General features: G+C 40.7%; 21 protein-coding genes. 3 read left to right on the top strand and 18 right to left on the bottom strand.

Going from position 1 to position 21,938, the window contains the following annotated elements; translation table 11 throughout:
- Positions 1-32: 32 nt before the first annotated feature.
- The 10 genes from J7I93_RS07055 to J7I93_RS07010 form a co-directional block, all read right to left on the bottom strand.
- On the bottom strand, positions 33-2,249 hold the full coding sequence (locus J7I93_RS07055; protein ID WP_214724670.1) for a penicillin-binding protein: 2,217 nt from the start codon (positions 2,247-2,249) through the stop codon (positions 33-35).
- Positions 2,249-2,614 carry a cell division protein FtsL gene (gene ftsL, locus J7I93_RS07050; protein WP_214724668.1) on the bottom strand — a complete coding sequence of 122 codons (366 nt, stop codon included), beginning with the start codon at positions 2,612-2,614 and terminating at the stop codon, positions 2,249-2,251. Before ftsL ends, J7I93_RS07055 begins: the two co-directional genes overlap by 1 nt.
- Before the next feature lie 50 nt (positions 2,615-2,664).
- Positions 2,665-3,597 (bottom strand): 16S rRNA (cytosine(1402)-N(4))-methyltransferase RsmH, encoded by a 933-nt coding sequence (rsmH, locus tag J7I93_RS07045; protein ID WP_214724666.1) that lies wholly within the window; start codon positions 3,595-3,597, stop codon positions 2,665-2,667.
- A 124-nt stretch (positions 3,598-3,721) separates the two neighbouring features.
- Positions 3,722-4,153: a division/cell wall cluster transcriptional repressor MraZ gene (mraZ, locus tag J7I93_RS07040; protein ID WP_214724664.1), complete on the bottom strand. Its 432-nt coding sequence runs from the start codon at positions 4,151-4,153 to the stop codon at positions 3,722-3,724.
- Positions 4,154-4,444: 291 nt separating this feature from the next.
- Positions 4,445-6,079, bottom strand: a complete 1,635-nt coding sequence (gene bshC / locus J7I93_RS07035) for a bacillithiol biosynthesis cysteine-adding enzyme BshC (RefSeq protein WP_214724662.1) — start codon at positions 6,077-6,079, stop codon at positions 4,445-4,447.
- A 469-nt stretch (positions 6,080-6,548) separates the two neighbouring features.
- Positions 6,549-6,944 (bottom strand): DUF3397 domain-containing protein, encoded by a 396-nt coding sequence (locus tag J7I93_RS07030; RefSeq protein WP_214724660.1) that lies wholly within the window; start codon positions 6,942-6,944, stop codon positions 6,549-6,551.
- Between the two features lie 15 nt (positions 6,945-6,959).
- The gene (locus J7I93_RS07025) at positions 6,960-7,844 is read right to left on the bottom strand and encodes a 2-dehydropantoate 2-reductase (RefSeq protein ID WP_214724658.1); all 885 of its coding nucleotides are present in this window, start codon (positions 7,842-7,844) and stop codon (positions 6,960-6,962) included.
- A gap of 190 nt (positions 7,845-8,034) precedes the next feature.
- Positions 8,035-9,576: an acyl-CoA carboxylase subunit beta gene (locus J7I93_RS07020; RefSeq protein WP_214724656.1), complete on the bottom strand. Its 1,542-nt coding sequence runs from the start codon at positions 9,574-9,576 to the stop codon at positions 8,035-8,037.
- Positions 9,577-9,844: 268 nt separating this feature from the next.
- Positions 9,845-10,057, bottom strand: coding sequence for an acetyl-CoA carboxylase biotin carboxyl carrier protein subunit (locus J7I93_RS07015; protein ID WP_214724654.1), 213 nt, complete (start codon positions 10,055-10,057; stop codon positions 9,845-9,847).
- A 15-nt stretch (positions 10,058-10,072) separates the two neighbouring features.
- The gene (locus tag J7I93_RS07010; RefSeq protein WP_214724652.1) at positions 10,073-11,416 is read right to left on the bottom strand and encodes an acetyl-CoA carboxylase biotin carboxylase subunit; all 1,344 of its coding nucleotides are present in this window, start codon (positions 11,414-11,416) and stop codon (positions 10,073-10,075) included.
- Positions 11,417-11,666: 250 nt separating this feature from the next.
- On the opposite strand from J7I93_RS07010, the gene J7I93_RS07005 reads away from it, so the two are divergent.
- Positions 11,667-12,140: an N-acetyltransferase gene (locus tag J7I93_RS07005; RefSeq protein WP_214724650.1), complete on the top strand. Its 474-nt coding sequence runs from the start codon at positions 11,667-11,669 to the stop codon at positions 12,138-12,140.
- Positions 12,141-12,263: 123 nt separating this feature from the next.
- Here the strand turns inward: J7I93_RS07005 and J7I93_RS07000 are convergent, their stop codons facing one another.
- The 4 genes from J7I93_RS07000 to J7I93_RS06985 all read right to left on the bottom strand — a co-directional run bounded on the left by J7I93_RS07000 (position 12,264) and on the right by J7I93_RS06985 (position 14,902).
- Complete coding sequence (locus J7I93_RS07000) at positions 12,264-12,896, bottom strand: RsfA family transcriptional regulator (protein ID WP_214724648.1); 633 nt, start codon at positions 12,894-12,896, stop codon at positions 12,264-12,266.
- Between the two features lie 132 nt (positions 12,897-13,028).
- A complete protein-coding gene (locus tag J7I93_RS06995) occupies positions 13,029-13,784 on the bottom strand; it encodes an enoyl-CoA hydratase/isomerase family protein (protein ID WP_214724646.1) in 756 nt (251 codons plus the stop codon).
- Between the two features lie 300 nt (positions 13,785-14,084).
- Positions 14,085-14,258, bottom strand: coding sequence for a 50S ribosomal protein L32 (gene rpmF / locus J7I93_RS06990; RefSeq protein WP_009791160.1), 174 nt, complete (start codon positions 14,256-14,258; stop codon positions 14,085-14,087).
- Positions 14,259-14,377: 119 nt separating this feature from the next.
- Positions 14,378-14,902, bottom strand: coding sequence for a YceD family protein (locus J7I93_RS06985; protein ID WP_214724644.1), 525 nt, complete (start codon positions 14,900-14,902; stop codon positions 14,378-14,380).
- Between the two features lie 233 nt (positions 14,903-15,135).
- Here J7I93_RS06985 and J7I93_RS06980 point away from each other — a divergent pair, with 233 nt between their 5' ends.
- The gene (locus J7I93_RS06980) at positions 15,136-16,347 is read left to right on the top strand and encodes a nucleotidyltransferase (protein WP_214724642.1); all 1,212 of its coding nucleotides are present in this window, start codon (positions 15,136-15,138) and stop codon (positions 16,345-16,347) included.
- A gap of 411 nt (positions 16,348-16,758) precedes the next feature.
- On the opposite strand, the gene J7I93_RS06975 is transcribed toward J7I93_RS06980, so the two are convergent.
- Together J7I93_RS06975 and J7I93_RS06970 are read right to left on the bottom strand one after the other, a co-directional pair.
- A complete protein-coding gene (locus J7I93_RS06975) occupies positions 16,759-17,769 on the bottom strand; it encodes a SepM family pheromone-processing serine protease (RefSeq protein WP_214724640.1) in 1,011 nt (336 codons plus the stop codon).
- Positions 17,769-18,581: a patatin-like phospholipase family protein gene (locus J7I93_RS06970; protein ID WP_214724638.1), complete on the bottom strand. Its 813-nt coding sequence runs from the start codon at positions 18,579-18,581 to the stop codon at positions 17,769-17,771. Before J7I93_RS06970 ends, J7I93_RS06975 begins: the two co-directional genes overlap by 1 nt.
- Before the next feature lie 443 nt (positions 18,582-19,024).
- Here J7I93_RS06970 and ylbJ point away from each other — a divergent pair, with 443 nt between their 5' ends.
- Positions 19,025-20,242 carry a sporulation integral membrane protein YlbJ gene (gene ylbJ / locus J7I93_RS06965; RefSeq protein ID WP_214724637.1) on the top strand — a complete coding sequence of 406 codons (1,218 nt, stop codon included), beginning with the start codon at positions 19,025-19,027 and terminating at the stop codon, positions 20,240-20,242.
- A gap of 138 nt (positions 20,243-20,380) precedes the next feature.
- Here ylbJ and coaD read toward each other — a convergent pair whose 3' ends face one another.
- Both coaD and rsmD read right to left on the bottom strand, forming a co-directional pair.
- Complete coding sequence (gene coaD / locus J7I93_RS06960) at positions 20,381-20,860, bottom strand: pantetheine-phosphate adenylyltransferase (protein WP_214724635.1); 480 nt, start codon at positions 20,858-20,860, stop codon at positions 20,381-20,383.
- A 50-nt stretch (positions 20,861-20,910) separates the two neighbouring features.
- Positions 20,911-21,480, bottom strand: a complete 570-nt coding sequence (rsmD, locus tag J7I93_RS06955; RefSeq protein ID WP_214724820.1) for a 16S rRNA (guanine(966)-N(2))-methyltransferase RsmD — start codon at positions 21,478-21,480, stop codon at positions 20,911-20,913.
- Between the last annotated feature and the right edge of the window lie 458 nt (positions 21,481-21,938).

Here is a 21,938-nt window from a genome sequence, read left to right as displayed (position 1 = left end):
GAACGCACTGCCTATCTGACAGTGCGTTCCATTTAATCAAGTACTTCTTCCATTTCTTCCTGATCTTCTTCTGTTTGCACTTCATTATATTTTTGTGCAGGAGGCTCCAGCTCAACGATTAAATAATCCCCTTCACTTAAAGCAGCCCCGGCCTTCAGATTTTGTTTAACCACATATCCATTCCCCACCGTATTTAGGTTTAAGTTGGCTAGCTTTGCCACTTTCATAACATCCCTTAGCGACCAGCCGTTCATGTCAGGCACTGTTAACTCGCCATCTGTCTTAAGGATAACCCTTTCTCCTTCAAGCAAATTATACATATTACCGGGAACTTGTCTTTCTACTTTATTCCCTTTTCCCAACACAATCGCCTCAAAGCCGAACTTTTCCAGCTTCGCTTTTGCCTCTTCAACCCTCAGCCCTTCCACTTCTGGTGTTTGTTCAGACTTTATCTTAAGTTTTTTGGAAGGCTCGATATTCAAATACTGTAAACTGCTTTTCATTACAGGAGTGAAAATCTCGGAAACCGGTTCGGCACCATTTGTGCTGAGATCTATATCAGGCTGCTGCACAGCCACATAGATAATCAATTCAGGGTCATCCTTTGGAGCCATGCCTAAAAAGGAGAAGATGAAATTTTCATGCCCGGTTAAATATCCGCCTCCATTAGGATCAGGGATTTGTGCAGTCCCCGTTTTCCCGGCAACCTCGTACCCTTCAATATTATAGCGTTTGTAGCCTGTACCATTTTCAGAAGAAACAACTGTCTCCAAAATATCTCTTGTTTTTTTAGCCGTCTCCGCTGATATCGGATTAGCTTTAACCTCTGGTTTTGTTTCTTTCACGACTTCTTTTTTATCGCTGTCAACAATTTTGCTGATTACATGCGGCTGCATCATATTTCCATTATTCGCAACGGCTGTAGCCGCCTGGATTTGCTGAATAGGTGTAATGGCAGATCCTTGTCCAAATCCAGTTGTGACTTTTTCCAGAGGCCATTCGTATACGATATTGCCTCCTGTTTCATTAGGCAGGTCAATTCCGGTTGGATCATCAAAACCGAACTTTGTTACATATTCTCTATACGTTTCATATCCCAGTTTTTCTTTTACTATTTTTGCAAAAGCCACATTGGAAGAACGCTGAACTCCCTCAAGATAAGTGATGGATCCCCATCCGCGGCCTTGGTTATGGTCTCTTACAGCCTTTGAATTTTCGGTTACTTTATAGCTGCCAGACTTAAACCATTCATTAGGATCAAACACACCTTCTTCAATCGCGGCTGCCAAAGTAAAAATTTTCATGGTTGAACCTGGCTCATAGGAATTTTCGATAACCTCATTATGCCAGGTATCTTCTATTCCTTCCTTTGTTTTTGGGTGAAAGGATGGCCTTTGCCCCATAGCAAGTATGTCACCAGTTTTCGCATCCGCAACAACAGCTACCATCTTCTTCGGTTTATACTTTTCATCCACTTTATTCATGGAATCTTCAAGGAAGGTCTGGATTTTTTTATCTATAGTCAGATATACGTCTTTTCCATTTTGGGCAGGCTTGATCATCTCATCGCCATTTGGCAGCAGATAGCCCCAAATGTCACTTTCATAACTGAATTTTCCATCCTTGCCTGTCAGAATTTCATTTAAGCTCTGCTCTAACCCAAGCATTCCGACAGTATCAGTCCTATTCGTTTCTGTTTTCTTTTTTTCAACATACCCAATAAGGTGTGAAGCAAAGACGCCATTTGGATAAAACCGCTTGGAGTCTGTAATAAATGTAATGCCGGGAAGTTTCATTTCTTCTATTTCACGTTTTGTTTTTAACGGAAGATCGCGTCCGGCTTTTCCAAATTCAACTTGGAATGGTGTTTCTCCGTCTTTTGTTTTTTTTGTCAATATTTTATAAATCTCAGACTCTTCCAGGTCTATTGCCTTAGATAGTTTCTTTGCTGTTTTGTCAGGGTCCTTTACATAACCAGGTTTCATGCTTTTATCTAAAATCGCCACAAGCTTATAGGACACGGTATCTTCTGCAATCACTTCGCCATTGCGGTCATAAATGGTGCCCCTTCTGGCCTCAATCGTTTTTTCCCGTTCATACTTTTGCTGAGCCTTTGCAGCAAGAACTTGCCCGTCTGCTTCTCCGGTAATCTGAATAGAGATAAAACGAAAAAGCAATACAAAAAAGAGCAGGCTGAATATTAGGAATAATATCGCTGCTCCAAAATTTATATTTGGCTGTTTTTTCATTAATCTTCCACAACCTTGACATTATTTCCGCTGAATTTTAATCCCATTTTTTCCGCTTTTGCCTTGATGCGCTCATATGTACTCAGCTCGCTGACCTGCATTTCAAGATCCCCGTTTACCTTAGCCTGTTCCTGAATAGCCCGTTCTGTTATTTGTATTTCTTTGTTTACTTCGTAAATGGCAGCCTGGTTTGATACCATTTGGACGGCTCCGAAACATACGATTCCCGTAAAAGCAAGCCCAAGGATTTTTTCTCCAGGAGAAAGCCATGACTTTCTGGACTTTACCTTTTGGGGGATTTCGAGAGGCTGGGTTTGCTGCTGATAAAGCTGTTCTTCCTGAATTTTTCGTGCTAAATTGCTCATAATTTCCCTCCTGTTTATATATTTTATCTATTCTCTAATTCCATGATTGCTCAAAGTTTTTCCGCTATACGCAGCTTTGCAGACCTCGCGCGGTTATTGTCTTCCAGCTCCTCTTCAGAAGGCAGGATGGGCTTTCTTGTAATAAGCTTTAAGATGGGTTTATACTCGTCAGGAATAATCGGCAGTCCCGGAGGCAAATTCGGTGTTTCACTAGCTTTTTTAAATGTAGCCTTGCAGATCCTATCCTCAAGGGAATGGAAAGTGATGACACTAATTCTTCCCTGGGGGTTCAGGATGTCGATTGCCTGCTGCAATGAATTTTCAAATACGCCAAGCTCATCATTAACAGCAATCCTGATTGCCTGAAACACTCTCTTTGCAGGGTGTCCGCCTTTTCTCCTAGCAGGAGCAGGTATGGCATCCTTAATAATTTCTACCAGCTGGCCGGTTGTCTCTATTGGAGCTTCTGCTCTGGAAGCTTCAATTTTTCTAGCGATTTGTTTGGAGAATTTTTCCTCTCCGTATCTGAAGAAAATCTTTACAAGCTCTGCATAGTCCCAGCTGTTTACAACATCAAATGCTGACAGCTCTGCTTCCGTATCCATCCTCATATCCAGCGGGGCATCATTATGGTAGCTGAAACCCCGTTCTGGTGTGTCCAATTGCGGAGAGGAAACGCCGAGATCATATAGAACGCCATCCACCTTATGAACTCCCAGCTTTTCAAGTTCTTCCTGAAGATACTTGAAGTTACTTTTAATAATAGTGATTCTGTCGCCAAATTTAGCCAGTTTTTCTTTTGCATGGGCAATCGCCGTATCATCCTGATCAAACGCGTATAGCTTTCCATTATCAGAAAGCTGCGAGAGAATCAGCTCACTATGTCCTGCACCGCCCAGGGTACAATCCACATAAACTCCATCAGGATGAATATTCAAGCCATCTACTGTTTCCTTTAATAGTACTGTTGTGTGATCAAACATAGTTGTATGTATCCACCTTTCCAATCCGAAAAGCGCTAGATGCTTTAACAGCATCCGGAGCTAGACAGTCATCTTTGTTAAGAAAATTACATCTGCGGGAAATTATATTAATAAAACATTCCCATTATATATCAAACCCAATCATATTTTCTGCAATATCAGCAAAAGATTCCTCTGACTCTGCAAAATAGTCTTCCCAAAGATTCTTGCTCCATATTTCAATTCGATTGGAAACGCCCAGTACTACACATTCTTTTTCCAACTTTGCATATTGCAGAAGCGGGGAAGCAATATTTATTCTTCCTTGCTTGTCTATTTCACATTCAGTGGCACCTGAAAAGAAAAAACGGGTAAAAGCGCGGGCATCTTTTTTTGTTAGAGGCAAGCCTTTTAATTTGTCTTCAAGCAGCCTCCATTCGTTCATTGGGTAGCCAAACAAGCATTGATCGAGTCCGCGGGTTAAAACGAAGGTTTCGCCCAAGTTGTCCCGGAACTTAGCAGGCACGATGAGACGGCCTTTAATATCAACGTTATGATGGAACTCACCCATGAACATACCCACTGCACCCACTTTCTAACACAAATGTACCACATTCCCCCACTTTCCTCCACATGTTTTTAATTATTCTACCACTCCATTTAAAATCCTGCCTCTCTGGAGTTTTTCCCGGAATTTCCGTTCGTCTTTTTATTACAATTTCTTTAAAGCCATTACGGTTTTTTCACATTCACATGCTTGCCCGCACACATGCTGGCATATCAATATTTAACACTTCAATCCTTTGTGTAAAAGAGTAAAAAAAAAGGCCTTATCCAAATGGATAAGGCCGAAAAATAATGGCGAATATTAAATTTTTATGACTTTGTGTGTCCCATCAAATATAAAGGGACATTCGAGCAGATCGTTCACAAAACTCGTACCATATTTATTAATGTAATACAGCCCGTTCCAAACTCTCTCTTGCGGAGACCCTCCCGGCCTTAAAGCATTTTCCACTTTTTCATATTTACTAATGATGACATCATGCTTTTTCTGGATTGTTTGTTGAATTTTAGATTCCATGAAATCCATTTGCTTGAGGAGCAATTCCTCGTTTTTCTTTAACATCGGAAGCAGAGCATTGGCTTCTTTCCCGGTTAATTCTTCTATTAATATATAGTTTTGCTTTAACTGCTCTTTTGTTAACCTGAACTGCTCTTCAATGCTTTCATTTTTGATTAGCTCAAGGTAATCTTTTTTCTTTGCTTCTGTCCCTGAGGTAAGCACTTCCTGCAAATCCAGGTTCAATTCCTTCATATCACTTTCTACTGATCGTTCTAGAATGGTCATATTCAGCCGGGGCATAATTGGTGGCATTTTCATTCCAAAACACTCAAATGCCTTCTTCAGCTCAGCCCAATAAGCAATTTCACCCGGCCCTGCTATAAATGCCAATGTTGGAAACAGCCACTCCTGTGTGATCGGCCTTGTCACAACATTATTGCTTAGCCTTTCAGGATATTTTTCAGCAATTTCCATCAGCTGATCCATCGTAAACTCGTGGAAACATTCTTTCCCGTAAAACACCTTTTTCTCCTGATTATATTCAAGGAGTATTCTTTCCTTATGCTTTTCATCGTAATAAAATAGGTTTGCAGCATTTTCGCCAATTTCAATTGTATTAGGAAAACCAGAGCGTTTCAGCTGATCTTGCTGATCTTTCACCCTTTTGGTTATTTCCCCAAAGCTTTCAATCTGTTTTGTAAGTATGTCTCTTTCAAGCATACGCAAATCCCTATCACCTGAGTCGACCAGCAGCAATCCTGTATCCTTAAACAGATGCATAATAATTCCCGCAAAAAAATCAACAAAACTTTCAGATTGGTTTATGGTGTCACGCAGTGTTTTAAGGAGGCTTTTTGTATATTGTGTTTCGCCAAATGACTCAATAATAGCCTCCACCCATGACTTGCACTTATTACGATCCAAGCAAATATTGGAAACCATACTTTTTTCAAATACCTTTTCAGGATAAATCACTTTTTCCATTTTATTCGTTTTTTCTACATACACATGGTTGACTTCCTGATAGTCGTGGTCCTCCCCAGCGATCCAAAAAACGGGAACGACAGGAACACCCAGCTCTTTTTCTTTTTGTTCGGCAAGGGAAATAATCGAGATAATTTTATGTATGGTATAAAGCGGGCCAGTCAAAATCCCGGCCTGCTGCCCTCCAATAATAACAGCACTATTTTCTTGCTTCAGCTTCGCCAGGGATTCGTGCACTGCTGCAGAGGCTGGAAAGCGATCCATAAACTTTCCGATATACTCAGAAAGTTCATTTCTCATAAAAGACCGATCCTTTAATTCCCCTAACCGTGCTTTATAATCTGAAGAGGAATTAAAGCGATAATGAAAAAACTGCATGAGTTCTTCTGTTTGTGCGGTATAATCTGTTGCAAACCGGTTGGTGGCCGGCAATGAGAGATTAAGAATCTCCATTAATGAACTTCCTTTCTGGTTCCATTTTTCAAAGCATGTTCAAAAATCCTGTAAACAGCAGAATTGAGTTACACAAGAATGTTCTGATTCTACCTTCACAGGTTAAGGAACTATATGGACATGATTTGTCGTTCGCCCCAAAAAGCAGATTTCGGGCTGACGCAGAAATCTTTTTCAGCCTGCGTCCGCTTGCTCTCCGCTACATGGAATAGAAAATGCTCACGTACCAAAACATACCTTCGAAAAAGCAAGGTGCTTTAAGCAGGGATTATGCTATCGAAGTTTCGAGCTTTCATATCACCGCTCAAAGATGCACTTCCTTGACCTCCCCGGCTCCTTTTGTCCTCCTTTTTGAACATGCACTTTATTTTATCTTCTGAGTATATCATTGTCTGAATTGAAAAGAAAAAAACTTTGCTTATCTAAATGTTTCATTTCTAGATATTTAGATTTTTATGCAGAAATGCTCTTAAGGTATAATAACAACAGCAGTGACCCTTTGGACCAGCCCTATTATAATGAGGACAATATACGCGGAAAAGTATAAGAGGAAATTGAATCGCCAAAATCCTTTAAACATAATACGCAAGCTTATTTCCTGTTTAACCCTCCATTGAATAATAACAAAAATTACAGCTGTAACTAGCAAAGATAAAAGAATCATCCATAAATATGATTTATCCCAAATAACAATAATTAGAAAATGGACAGACAAAATAAATAAAAAAGTGCTGACATCCAAAGCAATATGTACTGATCTTCGGTGGTTTTTTGTTATTTGTTTACTGATAATAAACACAGCAATATATCCCAGCAACGGAATTGTAACCAATGTGGCGATGAAAGCCGAAAACACTGTATTCAATTCATTTCCCCCTTTTTACTCCTTCCCTTTAACAAGGCAATAAAGGCTTTCAGAAAATGGAGCCTCCATTTTCTTTCTTTCTGCTTCCTCAAGAATATAACCCAGGATGGCATCTATTTCTGTTTGCCTGCCTTCTTCGATATCCTTCAGCATGGAGGATCGGTTTTTCGCTGTATCTCTGCAAACTTTTTTCACATGGTTTAAAGCCCCCACTTTATCGGATACATCCAATACCGTACTTACTTCGTCAAACAGCTTTAAAAACAACCGGTAATAATATGGGTTTTCCAAAAGTTCTCCATTTCTGACACTCAACAAGGCAGTCAATGGATTAATGACAGAGTTAACAATAAGCTTTTCAATCAGCACCCCTATGTAATCCTGGTTAAAAACAAAAGGAAAATGGTTTGATGCCGATTCGGAAATCCCCTTTAAAAATGTTAAATCGCCTTTTATAGCAGCCAGCTTTGTTACCCCTATCCCAGTATGCAAAACAGTACCTGTTTCATCTTTTAAAGCACCATGCTCAACACTTCCTACAAAGAGATGATCAGCTTGGAGATTTTGAATCCACTTTAAATGCCCCATGCCATTTTGAAGAAACAGATATGATAAGTGACGGCCTTGGCTCATTTTCTTCATGCTGCATACAACCTCCGGAACACTGTACTGTTTCACAGCAACGATTGTTAAATCCTCTTCGCCCTTCCATTCTGTAAAAAGGCTTGCCTGGATAGTATGGTTAAAGCGTTTCCCATCCCTTTCACATATAAGACCCTGTGAACGCAGCCTATCTGCCTGTATTTTATTTCTAACATACACATGCACGTTATGGTGTTCATTCAAATAATGTGCAAATAAAAGGCCTATGGCCCCTCCGCCGATAATAGCAATCCTCATAGCTTACTCCCGTTATCAATTTTGTCATTGGTCCTATTTTATCAAAAATTAAATAAAACATGGGTAATTTGGAATGTTTACTCATTTTTTAAATAATATATTTATTTCTAATTCCATTTTGCTTTAAAGAAATCCTTTAAAAAAATCCCTTTTTCGAAATTCCGAAAAAGGGATTTTTCATTTGCATATATTAAACCGGGTACACAGGGTGCTTGCGTACGCTAAATGTTAATTCTTTCGTTTCATACAGATCAAAACGGTTAATCAATACATTTCTTAAATCTGATGGGGAAACAATATCGTCTACGATTAATTCTGAGGCAAGCTTATAAATATCAATTGCTTCTTTATATTCCTGCTGCTTTTCCTGTACGTATTTAATTTTTTCTTTTGGATCTTCGATAGCATTAATTTTATTAGAATAAACCGCATTTACAGCCGCTTCAGGTCCCATAACAGCAATTTGCGCAGTAGGAAGTGCAATGCAGCAGTCTGGTTCGAATGCTGGACCCGCCATCGCATATAGTCCTGCACCATAAGCTTTTCTAACGACAACTGAGATTTTAGGAACAGTTGCCGAGCTCATAGCTGCAATCAGCTTTGCGCCGTGACGGATTATCCCTGCTCTTTCTACCTTAGTTCCAATCATAAATCCAGGTACGTCTGCCAGGAACAATAATGGAATATGGAATGCATCGCAAAGCTGAATAAATTTCGCCCCTTTATCAGCAGAGTCCCCAAACAATACTCCACCTTTCACCTTCGGCTGGTTGGCAATGATCCCCACTGTCCTTCCGCCGATGCGGGCAAGTCCGGTAATTAGCTCCGCTGCAAAAAGCTTTTTAATTTCAAAGAAGCTTCCTTCATCTATCAATGAATCAATACATTCATACATATCAAATGGGGCATTCTGGTTCTTAGGGATGATTTCTTCAAGGTCACGGCCTGCCTTCGGCCTAACAGCTTCAATATTTCCTTGCTTTTCTTTAAAGCTTGCCGGGAAATACCCCAGATATCTTCTGGCAGATTCAATTGCCTCTTCCTCGCTGTAGGCGAGCATATCTCCGCATCCGCTGACTGAACAATGCATGCGGGCTCCGCCCATTTCTTCAAGAGTAACCTTTTCGCCAATAACCTTTTCAGCCATTCTTGGTGAGCCCAAATACATGGAAGCATTTTGGTCTACCATGATAACAATGTCACAAAATGCAGGAATATAAGCTCCCCCTGCAGCAGAAGGGCCAAATAACAGGCAAATTTGCGGCACCATGCCGGAAAGCTTTACTTGATTATAAAATATTCTGCCTGCTCCGCGTCTATTCGGAAACATTTCAAGCTGATCTGTAATTCTTGCCCCGGCCGAGTCAACCAGGTAAAGGATTGGCACCTTTAATTTTTCAGCAGTTTCCTGAATCCGAATGATTTTTTCAACCGTTCTGGCACCCCAGGACCCTGCCTTTACAGTTGAATCATTCGCCATGACGCAGACCGTCTGCCCGTTGATTTTCCCAATCGCAGTGACAACGCCATCTGCCGGCAAATCCTTTTCTGCGCAGTTTGCAAATTTGCCATCCTCCTCGTAGAATCCATCGTCAAACAGCAGCTCAAGACGTCTTCTGACAAAGAGTTTATTTTGGGCTTCATTTTTTTCATGATACTTTGGATGTCCGCCGGCTTCTATTTCTCTGCTTCTTTCCTGCAGCGTTTCAGTTAATGTCTTTGCAGTGGTCATTCTCTTCCTCCTAAAAGTAGATTTTCTCCCTAATTGGATCACAATTAATTTTCATTTTTAATTTTGCCTGTTGATTCCTGCTCAAGAAGTTCAGTGAAACGCATACAGACCGATGCTCCCGGTGCAGAATAAGCCTGCAGGGTCTCTAATTGACTTACTTCTCCAGCTGGACATTGAATAAGCTTTAGTGAGAGCATCCCGAAGAGGCCGCGTTTTCCACTCCAGCCAGATTGATGCCAAAATCAACAATTAATCTTAAAAAAACAACTTATTCAAAAACGATCAGGACATCGCCTTCGTTCACAAAGTCTCCAACGTTCACTTTTACTTCAGCTACTTTTCCTGCTGCCTCACTTTCAACCGGTATCTCCATTTTCATGGATTCCAGCATGAGTACTTCCTGGCCCGCAGAAACCTCCTGGCCTGCCTCGACCATAATATTTAATACAGTACCTGCCATTGATGAAGCGATTTCTTTCATTTGTAATTCCTCCTTCTATTTGACGGCAAACGTCTTTTCCGTTAAGTATGCTGTTGAATAATTCCCTTTGCGAAAATCTTCGTCTCTTAAGATTTCTTTAAATAAAGGTGCATTTGTTTTAATGCCTTCTAATTTTAGTTCATCAAAGAATTGAACAGCTTTTTCAATTGCCTCTATTCTTGATTCTCCCTGAATAATGCACTTTGCAATCATTGGGTCATAAAATGGGCTGACTGCTGTATCAGAAACATACCCATAATCAACCCGTACCCCAGGTGAAGCCTCCCATTCAAACAAGGACAGTTTACCTGGTGAAGGGAGGAAGGTTTTAGGATCCTCTGCATATAATCTGAATTCGATTGAGTGGCCCTCCTGGCTAATTTCATTTTGTGTGAGCGGCAACTTTTCACCGCTGGCCGCCAACAGCTGCCATTTTACCAGATCAATACCTGTAATTTGTTCAGTTACCGGGTGCTCAACCTGGAGTCTAGTGTTCATTTCAAGAAAATAAAAGTTCTCTTCTTCATCCACTATAAATTCAATCGTTCCTGCGTTTTTATATTGAACAGCGGCTGCCGCAGTCAAAGCCGTTTCACACATCTTTTGCTTTGTTTGTTCTGAAAGGAAAGGAGATGGTGATTCTTCAACAACTTTCTGGTGTCTCCTTTGAATCGAGCAATCCCTTTCAAATAAGTGAACGATATTTCCATGATGATCACCGAACACCTGGATTTCTACATGTCTGGCATTTTGAATATACTTTTCTACAAATACTTCATCAGACCCAAAATATGCTTTGGCACGGTTTTTTGTAGAATCAAAGGACTTAGCGAGCGCTTGCTCATTTTCACAGCGAACCATGCCAATCCCTCCGCCACCGCCGCTGGCCTTTAGCATAACCGGATAGCCCATTGAATTCGCAAGCTTACTTGCTTCCTCCAAAGTAGATGTTCCTTCGCCGCTACCAGGAACAACCGGCACCCCTGCTTCCGTCATGGTTTTCCGGGAAACAATTTTATCACCCATCAACTCAATCGTTTCAGGATCTGGCCCAATAAAAGCGATTCCAGCGTCTTTTACAGCTCTGGCAAAGCCGGCGTTTTCCGATAAGAAGCCATAGCCCGGATGGATTCCATCTACATTTTCCTTTTTGGCGATCTCCAGAATGGTATCTGTTTTTAAATAAGATTTATTAACAGGCGGTTCACCTATATTGAAAGCATATGTAGCTTCTTTAACAAAAGGAAGGTCTTTGTCTGCATCGGAATATACGGCAACAGTTTCAATGCCCATATCCCGGCAGGTTTTTATAATGCGCAAAGCAATTTCTCCCCTGTTTGCAATCAAAATTTTTCGCACAATCGATCCCCTTTCTAAGCATAATAATCCTGCAATAATATATATTTCTACAAACTTCTGCCTTTTTCCTGCTAATTTTGAAAACGCTTTCTAATTTTTTTAAAAAAACTAAAAATATATTAAGTTTTTCTTTAGTGCAGAATTTTTTGTTTACTTGTTATATAATAATAGGCAAAGAAAGAACTTTCGAATAATTAAGCAGTTACATCTTAAAGAATCCATATACATCCTTGGCTAAGGGGGAGATTACATGAATTATAAAGTGGAAAAATTAAAAGTAAACTACAAAACTTTGGAAGAGTTCAAAAAATTTAAAGAGTATGGGCTCCAGGAATTGTCCATGCTTGAGGACCTGGAAGCAAATATTATAGAAAATGACAGCGAATCGCCTTTCTATGGCATCTATTTCGGCGATAAACTCGTAGCACGCATGAGCCTTTACCAAATTGAGGCAAGGTTCGACCGTTATTTCGAGCCAGCTCAGAATTATTTGGAGCTCTGGAAGCTCGAAGTTCTGCCTGACTATCAAAATAAAGGCTATGGGAAAGCACTTGTGGAATTCGCAAAAGGATTTGGACTTCCTATTAAAACGAATCCGCGAGTAAAATCAAAACCTTTCTGGGAGAAGATGGGCTTTTCTGCAGTCAATTATGATATGGAACGCGACCTTGGAGAGAACCCGCTTGCATGGTTCCCTGCAGGGGTTAAGGAACAGGCCCACTAATCCCGGGTTACTCTCGCTTATTAAAAATAGTAAGAGACAAAGCGGACAAATCTGTTGTCCGCTTTATTTTATGTTATTCAATTCTATTTCGGCAATACAGCACCACAATTAAAGAGCGTTCCCTTATTTCTGAACTTTTTCCAGCTGGCTGCTCGGATCTACGGTGAATTTAAGATTTTTCTGACGGTCTCCATCTTTCAGCCCCACAAGTTTACGGGCACTTTCCATGATCTCTACCAACGCCTTATAATCATGTTCCATCGTATTTAGCTCTTTAATTAATCTTTCATTTTCAGCAGCAAGGTAATACATTTGTTTTTCCAATTCCTGAATTCGTTCCTTTGAAGGGTGTTCTTCCAATTCTCCTGTTTTTTGCGCTTTATCGTATAACTTTTTGATAAAACCGACTAATTCATCAAACTCAATTATATTTTTGTCTTCGATTGTTTCTGAACCGGTATAGTCACTTGCCTTAGCTGCAGGTTCATTGGAATCTTCTTTTTCCTTTTCTGCTGCCGGAGGAATTTTTTTCATCTCTTTCCTCTGTTTTTTTGCTAATTCAATCCCTGATTTATATTGCTTTCTAACATAGGAATTCCAGCGGAAGCCGCATGCAGCTGCTGTTCGGCTTAACTGTTTGCCTACCTCTTCAAACGCTTGAAGCTGAGTTCCCCCCTCTCTTATATGGCGGAGCACTACTTCAGCAAGCAGCAAATCTTCATCTTGAGACCAAGCATCCTGACGGGTTGAAGACATCAGAATATCCCTCCTAGTGTTTTTTCTTTATACATATGCCTCTGCTAGAAAAGATAGACTGATATCATTCTATAAAGTGAAACTTTATTCAGTCAGTGCTATTTTAAGGGATTTTCTTTGATTTCCAAATTTTTATTTATTCATAAAACGGTCAACCTGCCTATGATGCGGTTCACCTTCCCACAATAGGGCACAGCGGCGCACTTCCTGCTCTATTCTTTCGTCTACCTCATTTGTTTTCCATTTTTTAACAGTAAGTTCTTTATAAGCTTTGAGAACATCAGATTCCAGCAAAAGCATTTTATGCAGAAAACTTCTGCAGCCTTCCAGTGCTTTCCCCTCATAGACGGAATGCACAAATCCAAGTCCGACTAATTCTTCGGTTGGATATAGACAAGCTTCCATAAGCATTTTCATGGCATTGGCAGGAAGCAGCTTTTCCATAAGCATTGTACCTCCCCCCCAGCCAGTTGTAATGGCCAATGTTCCTTGAATAAAACCTGCCCTGGTGCCACTTTTTGCAATTCGAAAATCGCAGGCAGCTGCCAGTTCACAGCCTCCTCCGACAGCAGTTCCATTTAGCAAGGCAACAGTGGGCTTCGGCAAGAAAAACAGATTTTTCAAGAGCCCTGCCATTCTGCTAAGCATTACGAAAGCTTCCATTTCTGTTTTTAAGTGATGGAAAGAGGAAAGATCCCCTCCTGAGCAAAAAGCCTGGTCTCCTGCCCCAGTAATAACAAGCACTTTAACCGATTCGTTTTCTGCTTTCGACAATGCTTCTTCTAATCCGTCCATCACTTCATAATTAATCGCATTCCTTTTTTCCGGCCTGTTTATCGTAAATACTAAAAGTCCACCTTCATGTTCTTCAATTATGTATGGCTTCATAGCTGCCTCCTTTTTTACTAATTTCTTATAAACTTGCTGTTGATTTCACCGGACCGTCCGGAAGCTTCCTCAAGCACTAAAGCGGAGTCTCCCTTCTACCCGCTTCTCCCGCTGAGGCCGCGCGCCTGCCACTCTAATTAACAGATTGCAAAAATCAAATAATGGCTTAAAATCATTGACTAAAGCTATTTTAATATTAGCAAAAATCTGCAGAAGCTTGTACTTTTAGACTTGTATATCTCTTCCCATAAACGACAAAAGCACAAGAACATAATGTTCTTGTGCTTTGTATCTAAAGGATTAGTCGTTTACTACTTCTTTTCCTTTGTAAGTTCCGCAAGCTTTGCAAACGCGGTGAGCAAGTTTCATTTCACCACAGTTTGGGCATTCTACCATACCAGGAACCTGTAATTTAAAATGGGTACGACGTTTTCTCTTCGCAGTTTTAGATGTTCTTCTAAAAGGTACAGCCATTCTTCCCACCTCCTTAAAGAGTATTAGAGGATGTCCAAAGGGATTTGAACACACCCATTAAGAAAGTTATGAAGGCCAGATCAAGCTGGTTTCTTCAAATGCTTCTTGTTTTTCTTCCGTTATGAATCGGAAGAAGGATCATTTTGATCAAAAAATTGAGCAAGTCCGGCAAGACGAGGATCTACTTTATCCTGTTTATCTTGCTCCTGAATGACCTCCCAGTCCTTTCCGGATTGAGGAGCTCCTTCTTCACTGCTGTCTTCGCAGAAAACTTGCATTGGGACTTCGAGTAAAAGGATCTCATGAAGAATCGGATTAAGATCAATCACATCACCTTTTACCTGGTGAACTTCCTCTTCGGTCTCATAGTCCAAACCTTTTAAGAGAAAAGTTTCTGTTGTTTCAACATTAATTGGATAATTTACGTCAACTAAAGTACGAGAACAAGGCAGTATTAAATGACCCTTTATATTTAAATGAAAAGTCACTTTGGCCGAATCGATATCCGCACGTCCTGTCACGTGCATTGGTGACGCACCGCGAATGTCCGGATCCAATTTCATGACCTCATCTACATTGACAGTTTCATCAATGGGAAAATCCTTGCTTCGATATTTTTGTAACTGACTTAAAGTCCATTTCATACGAATCACCCCAAGGCAACAAAGGTAATTATAGCCTTCCTATAATTATTTGTCAATATTTTTTCTTTACACTATAATGTAGCTATTATCACACTATTGAAGGCGGATTTTCTTCAATTGGATTTACAGTTTTTTATAGAAATCCAAATTGTTGTTCGTTTCATTTATTTTGGCTTTCTTTTTACTTTTTCCAATACATATCTTTTTAAACCTTTTCGAGGAGTATGTCAAATATGGATGCAGTTGGAGTAATCGTAGAGTATAATCCTTTTCACAATGGCCATGCCTACCATATGGAGCAGGCAAAGCAGGCTTCCGGTGCAGAAATCGTCATTGCTGCCATGAGCGGAAATTTTCTGCAGCGCGGAGAACCGGCACTTGTTTCAAAGTGGCAGCGAACTGAAATGGCTTTAAAAGCAGGAGCAGATATTGTTTTTGAGCTGCCCTATCAATTTGCTTCCCAACAGGCGGATATTTTTGCAAGCGGAGCAGTTTCTATACTTGAAGCTGCTGGCTGCAGCAGCTTATGCTTTGGGAGCGAATCAGGCAATATGGATAGCTTCCATCAAACTTTTTCATTTCTAAAGAAACAAAATAACACATATCAAAGCAGGGTTAAATTCCATTTGCATGAAGGCTGCAGCTATCCAAAAGCAGCATCCTTGGCTTTTCTGGATATACAGCCTGAAAGTGACATGGTTGACCTTTCAAAACCAAATAATATTCTCGGCTTTCAGTACTTAAAAGCTGCAAGATATCAAAATGTATCTTTGAAACTACTGACCGTTGCCAGAAAAAATGCAGAATACCATGATGAACAGTTTTCATCGGATACAATTGCAAGCGCTACAAGCATCAGGAAGTCCCTATTCTCTGAAAATGGAGAAATTGAAACCATTCAGCAGTACGTTCCGCAAACTACCTATAGCGGCCTGATTGAATACAAAGAAAAATTCGGAGGTTTTCATCAGTGGGAAGACTACTGGCCGCTTCTTAAATACCGGTTAATTCACCTCCTTCCTGAACAATTGGAAACAATCTATGAAATGGAGGAAGGCCTTGAACATCGATTCCTGGCCGCTGCTTTACAGGCAGAAACCTTCCAGCAATTTATGGAACAGATTAAAACGAAGCGATATACATGGACAAGACTCCAGAGAGCTTGTGTTCACATCCTTACCAATACAGCTAAAGAGGAAATGCCTTCTGAACCAGCTAAAGCAGCATATTTACGGCTATTGGGTATGTCCAAAAATGGCAGGGAGTATTTAAACAAGCATAAAGCAGATTTGCCCATTCCTCTTATTTCAAGAGTATCTTCCCAGGTGCGTAATCTTTTGCACCTGGACATTAAAGCCTCCCGTGTGTACGCAATGGGTGTTAAGGGCAGACAGCAGCAAGTCCTTTTACACCAGGAGTTTAAACAGCCTCCGATTATGATTTAGTTTTTTAACAAATAGTGAGGAGTGGTTGATTTCCGCTTCAGGCTGCTCAGCGAACCGCTGAGCGGGCGGCGAGCCTCCTCGGCTCACAGCGCCGTGGGGTCTCTCCTGTCCCATCCTCCTGCTGCGCTGGAGACTCGCACCTTGCGCTCCAATCAACCAACCTTATTTATCAATGCTTTAATTACATAATCCACTTAAAACAACAATCTTTTAGAAAAGAGTCTTTAGTAAAAACTGATGTATAAACCATTCAGGGCAAAGCAGCAAAGCAGCAAAACAGCGTCGAGTGCCCACGCTGCATTCACCTCAGTTGATTAAATTCCATCTGATATTGTAATATACAGACTTTACCAAAGCAGTCATTAAATCCATTCCTAAAAAAAGCCAGCGGCATTTTGGCCGCTAGCTTCATTAGTTCAAATTTCTTAAATATTCTACTGCATCATCAAAGGTATCGACCGGAACAATTTTCATATCCGTCCCAATATCCTTAGCGGTTGCCGCAGCAGCTTTATAATTTGAGTCTTTGGCACCATTCTCGTTAGGGGCAAAAAATATTTCTGCTCCAGCTTTGTCCGCTGCAACTATTTTCTGCTCAATGCCTCCGATTCGGCCAACAGTACCCTCTGCATTTATTGTTCCTGTTCCGGCAATCTGAAAACCTCCGGTCAGGTCTTCTTTAATTAGCTGATTGTATATTTCGAGCGAAAACATCAAGCCTGCAGAGGGTCCTCCAATTTCGTCGCTTTCAATATTAACAGCGGGTTCAACCTCAACTTCCTTGTCATCTACCAAAGTGATGCCTACTCCAGGTTTTCCAGTTTCCTGAAGGGTTTTTAGTGTGATAGTAGTCTCTTTCGTATGATCCTGGCGTTCGTAGGTTAATGTAATTTCGTCACCCTCCTGTTTTTCAGAGACAGTGCCGATAAACTCATCAGAGGATTCGAATTCTTTTCCATTCACCTTGAAAATACGGTCTCCGGCCTGCAGCTTGCCATGTGCAGGCATATCAGGCATGACATTTAGAACATAAACGCCGTTATAATCATACTTGATTGGAATCCCCGCTTTTTTATAGGCAGTTTCAATAGCTGCCAATTTAGATGAAGCCATTAAATGAAGCTGGCGGACATTATACTCTTCATCCGTTTCATTTTCACCCCGGATATCTTCTACAGGATAAAGTTCCTGATACTTGCTTAATTTTGCAGTCACATAAGCATAAATGTTGGCACGTCCCATTCTTACTGTTGTCAGCATAAAAGTGCCTTTTTCTTCGTAGCCGTTTTCAACCTCGATAATTGGCTCCAATTCTTTTGCCATACCGGGCTTTGACACATAATAGGGCAGATAATAAAAGGAACTGAGCAAAATCATAACTGCTACAATCAAGAAGGAACGGATATAAAACTTGTTTCTCATTATTCAGGATGCTCCTCCCATTGGGTTATGTACTGCTGTATACTATCAATATGTTTCTTTGCTTCCTCTTCACCGATTTTAATAATATCTTCTATGTTAGTAAACGCACGGGAGCTATACATTTCAACTCTAGGCCTGATCATAAAGTCGGACGCAATTTCCCGATGTGTAACGAGCTCCATTTGCATGATATCCAAGCTTTGCATGATTACATCATAAATAGAGGTGATTTCCGCATTCGTTTTTACGTGAGAAACATCGATGGCAATGATAATGTCTGCACCCATCTCTTTTACAACAGAAACCGGAACCCGATCAACTACTCCCCCATCAACCAATAAACGTCCATTAAATTTTTCAGGCACAAAAATTCCCGGTATGGAAATGCTTGCCCTCACTGCATCAGCTATTGGGCCCTTATTAAATACAACCTTTTCTCCTGTCATCAGATCAGTGGCTACAACATTGACAGGAATATCAAGCTCTTCTAGATTTTTGCCGTGGGTAAAAATACGAATGAGTTCCTTTACACGCTTGCCTGCGATAAAACCCATTTTGGGTACGGTGAAATCTAGATAATACTTCCTTTTAAAGGCCTTTGAAAGTTTGTAAAGACGCTCTACATCAAGCCCCGCTCCATAAAAGCACCCGACCATTGCTCCCATGCTGCTCCCCGCAATAAGATCGATTGGGATGCCTGCTTCCTTTAAGACCTTGATGGCTCCTAAGTGGGCAAACCCCCGCGCCCCTCCCGAACCAAGTGCCAAACCAATTTTCGGACGACGCAAAAGAATCCCTCCTCTGGACCTCATAAGGCCTCACCTATCTTGGCCATTATTATTCTATCCTTTATAAGGATATCTGTTTCAAAATTTAATAAAACTCTCCCTGACTCGGAAGCGTTCCGCAGAGAAGGAGCGTTGAGATGTTCACTCCTTCATTAATTAGCAGCAATCCTTCTAATAGCACACTTCTCTAGAATTTAATGCCTAAGCCTTCAGGATTTACCTTCAGAATTTTGCTCATGCCTGTACTTAATTCTATGGTCTAATTTCAAGTTCTATGAGTATATTGAGTTATATGGGGACAAGGCTGGGCGGCATTGACCATACCTGTATTCCCTGTTCACTTTTCTCTGTTTCTGTATAAACGATTTCTGATAAAATGCGTACAAAAATAAATATTAAAATGCTACTTTATTTTACCATTGTTTAAAATAGTTGCACAGTCAGTACAACTTGAGGGAGGCTTGTCCGTGTTTCGTTCCAAATTAAAAACGGTTACTCTTGCACTCTCTGTAACCTTGATGGCCATTTCATTAATTTCATTTCCCCAGGAATCGGTTGATGCTTCAATCAGGGGACTAAATATGTGGTGGGAAATCGTTTTTCCATCTTTATTGCCTTTCTTTATCGTTTCAGAGATGCTGATCGGTTTCGGGGTTGTTAAATTTATCGGCGTCCTGCTGGAGCCATTAATGAGGCCCTTATTTAAAGTTCCCGGAGTAGGAGGTTTTGTCTGGGCAATGGGAATGGCATCAGGATACCCCGCAGGAGCAAAGCTCACAGCAAGGCTTCGGCAGGAAGGCCAGCTGACAAAAACAGAAGCAGAACGCCTTGTTTCCTTCACCAATTGTTCTAACCCCCTGTTTATATTCGGAGCCGTTTCTGTCGGTTTCTTTAATAATGCAAAGCTTGGAGTGATTCTGGCTTTAGCGCATTATCTGGGCAACATTACAGTTGGCTTATTGATGAGATTTTACGGAAGAAATCCCATGAAACACTCCCGGGAAGAAAAGAAAGCAAGACCCTCTTTACGGGCTGCCCTTTCAGCTCTTCACCGTACAAGGATTAATGATAACCGGCCCATCGGGAAGCTTCTAGGAGACGCCGTCATGTCATCTATCCAAACACTATTAATGATCGGCGGATTTATCATTCTTTTCTCTGTTATTAACAAACTTCTATTTCACCTTGGAATAACAGCAATACTTGCTAAAGGCATAGAGATCGTCTTAGCGCTGTTTCATCTGCCGGTTGAATTAAGCATTCCTTTTATTTCCGGACTCTTTGAAATTACGCTTGGAAGTCAAATGACAAGCCAGGTACAGCAGGCCACATTGATGCACCATGTGGTTATCACCAGCTTTATACTAGCCTTCAGCGGATTCAGCGTACAAGCACAAGTCGCGAGCATACTTGCTCAGACTGATATTAATTTTAAGCCTTTCTTTTTTGCAAGAATCATTCACGGGTTTACCGCTGCGTTTTTTGCATTTATCCTCTGGAACCCCATTTATGAACGCTTTTACAACACAGAACAGCCTTCTAATGCCATTCCGGTCGGCTTCTTCGGAGAATATTCATTTTTTGGGAAAATGCTTGATGGTTTGTCAGCAGCAGGTCCCCTTATTACAATACTTGCACTTGCCTTCTACACTTATGTACTGTCCAGGCGTCTTGATAGACGGTAAAAAAATATTTACGGTAATCTTTAGGCTGCCTTTTGATTTGCTCCACGCGCTCGCATCCGCTTCAATTAACATGGTGCAAAAATCAATCATTAGTTTCATTTATTTAAAAAACGGGCAGCCATTGGCGCCCGTTTTCAGTTATTGGAATTTTACCTTGAGTGCTTTTTCCACCGTGTCCGGAACAAGCTCTGAAATATCCCCATTATATTTTGCTACTTCTTTAACAATGCTGGAACTTAAAAACGAATACTGGTTATTGGTCATGATAAAAAAGGTTTCTACTTCATCATTTAATACCCTGTTCATGGAAGTAATCTGCATTTCATATTCAAAATCAGAAACGGCCCGCAAACCGCGTATAACAGCACTTGCCTTAACAGAACTTGCATAATCCATCAAAAGGCCCTGAAAAGAATCAACCTTCACATTCGGGATATCTTTCGTTACTTCTTCTATCAAACTGATTCTTTCTTCAACAGAAAATAAAGGATTTTTGGAAGAGTTATTTAAGACAACCACATAAACCTGGTCAAATACCTTTGCCCCTCTTTTAATAATATCCAGGTGCCCATATGTTATTGGATCAAAGCTTCCTGGACAAACAGCTATGCCGCCCATTTATATCCCCCTTCATATTTTTAAGTATTTATATAATTTTTTAGGCTCTGCTAAATTGGCTTGTTGATTTCAGCACTGCCGTATACGGATATAGAAATTATTCCGTAATTTTCATGCTTGCGCTGAACAAGTCTGCCGACTGAATCCGGCAAGGATACATCTGAGCTATGTTCACACAATATTGTACCTTTATCAGTAAGCAATGCCTTCTCATCAATTATCTGAAGGAGTTTGAGCAGCTGCTGCTTACGATATGGAGGGTCTAGAAATATGTAATCAAAGGCTAATTCTCTTTTTAATATTGCCTTTATTGCACGATCGGCATCGTTACGGTATACTTCCGTCTGTTCTTCAAGACCGCATATGCGAATATTTTCATGAATGGTTTGAATCGCCTTACCGTCACGATCGACAAAAATGACTTTTTCCGCCCCTCTGCTTAGAGCTTCAATTCCAAGCCCGCCGCTTCCGGCAAATAAGTCAAGACCCAGCCCGCCATCGAAATAAGGGCCAATGATATTAAATATAGCTTCCTTGACTTTATCCGTTGTTGGCCGGGTTGAACTCCCCGGGACTGCTTTTAATATCTTTCCTTTTTTCGTACCTGATACAACTCGCATAAAATCACCGCTAACTTGCATAATTTTCATTTCCCGCCTGAATAGTTTACAAATGGGAAACAATCATCTGACACATTTTTTCTTACCTATCCTACCATAACTTACAAGTGGTAGCCAACCTGTAAATTGAAAGCGTAATCATTCCGGCATATTAAATGGAAAAAATTATCCGATTAAGTGTATATCCATGATGATTGTGGAAATAATGTAATTAACAGCATCTATTCGAGGATGTTGTTGCCAACCGCGGAGAAGACTTACGTTTCCCCATAAGTTCTTCCTCCGGTTTCTCCTCTCCCTTTGCCTTCTATCCTGAAAAGGATATAGAAGGACCCTGCAGGAAATCTGCAGGGCTTTTTATTTTTACGCTCTTTTCGTATAGATTGTTTTGGACTATAAAGCTTGCCCGTTGATTTCCGCTCCAGTCACTCAAGCTGCCGCGGGGAGGAACTGAGCTC

This window comes from Bacillus sp. ISL-47 (genome assembly GCF_018613175.1).
Taxonomy (GTDB): Bacteria; Bacillota; Bacilli; order Bacillales; family Cytobacillaceae; genus Cytobacillus.
The sequence above is the reverse complement of the archived record's forward strand: the minus strand, read 5'-3'. Positions and strand labels throughout refer to the sequence as shown.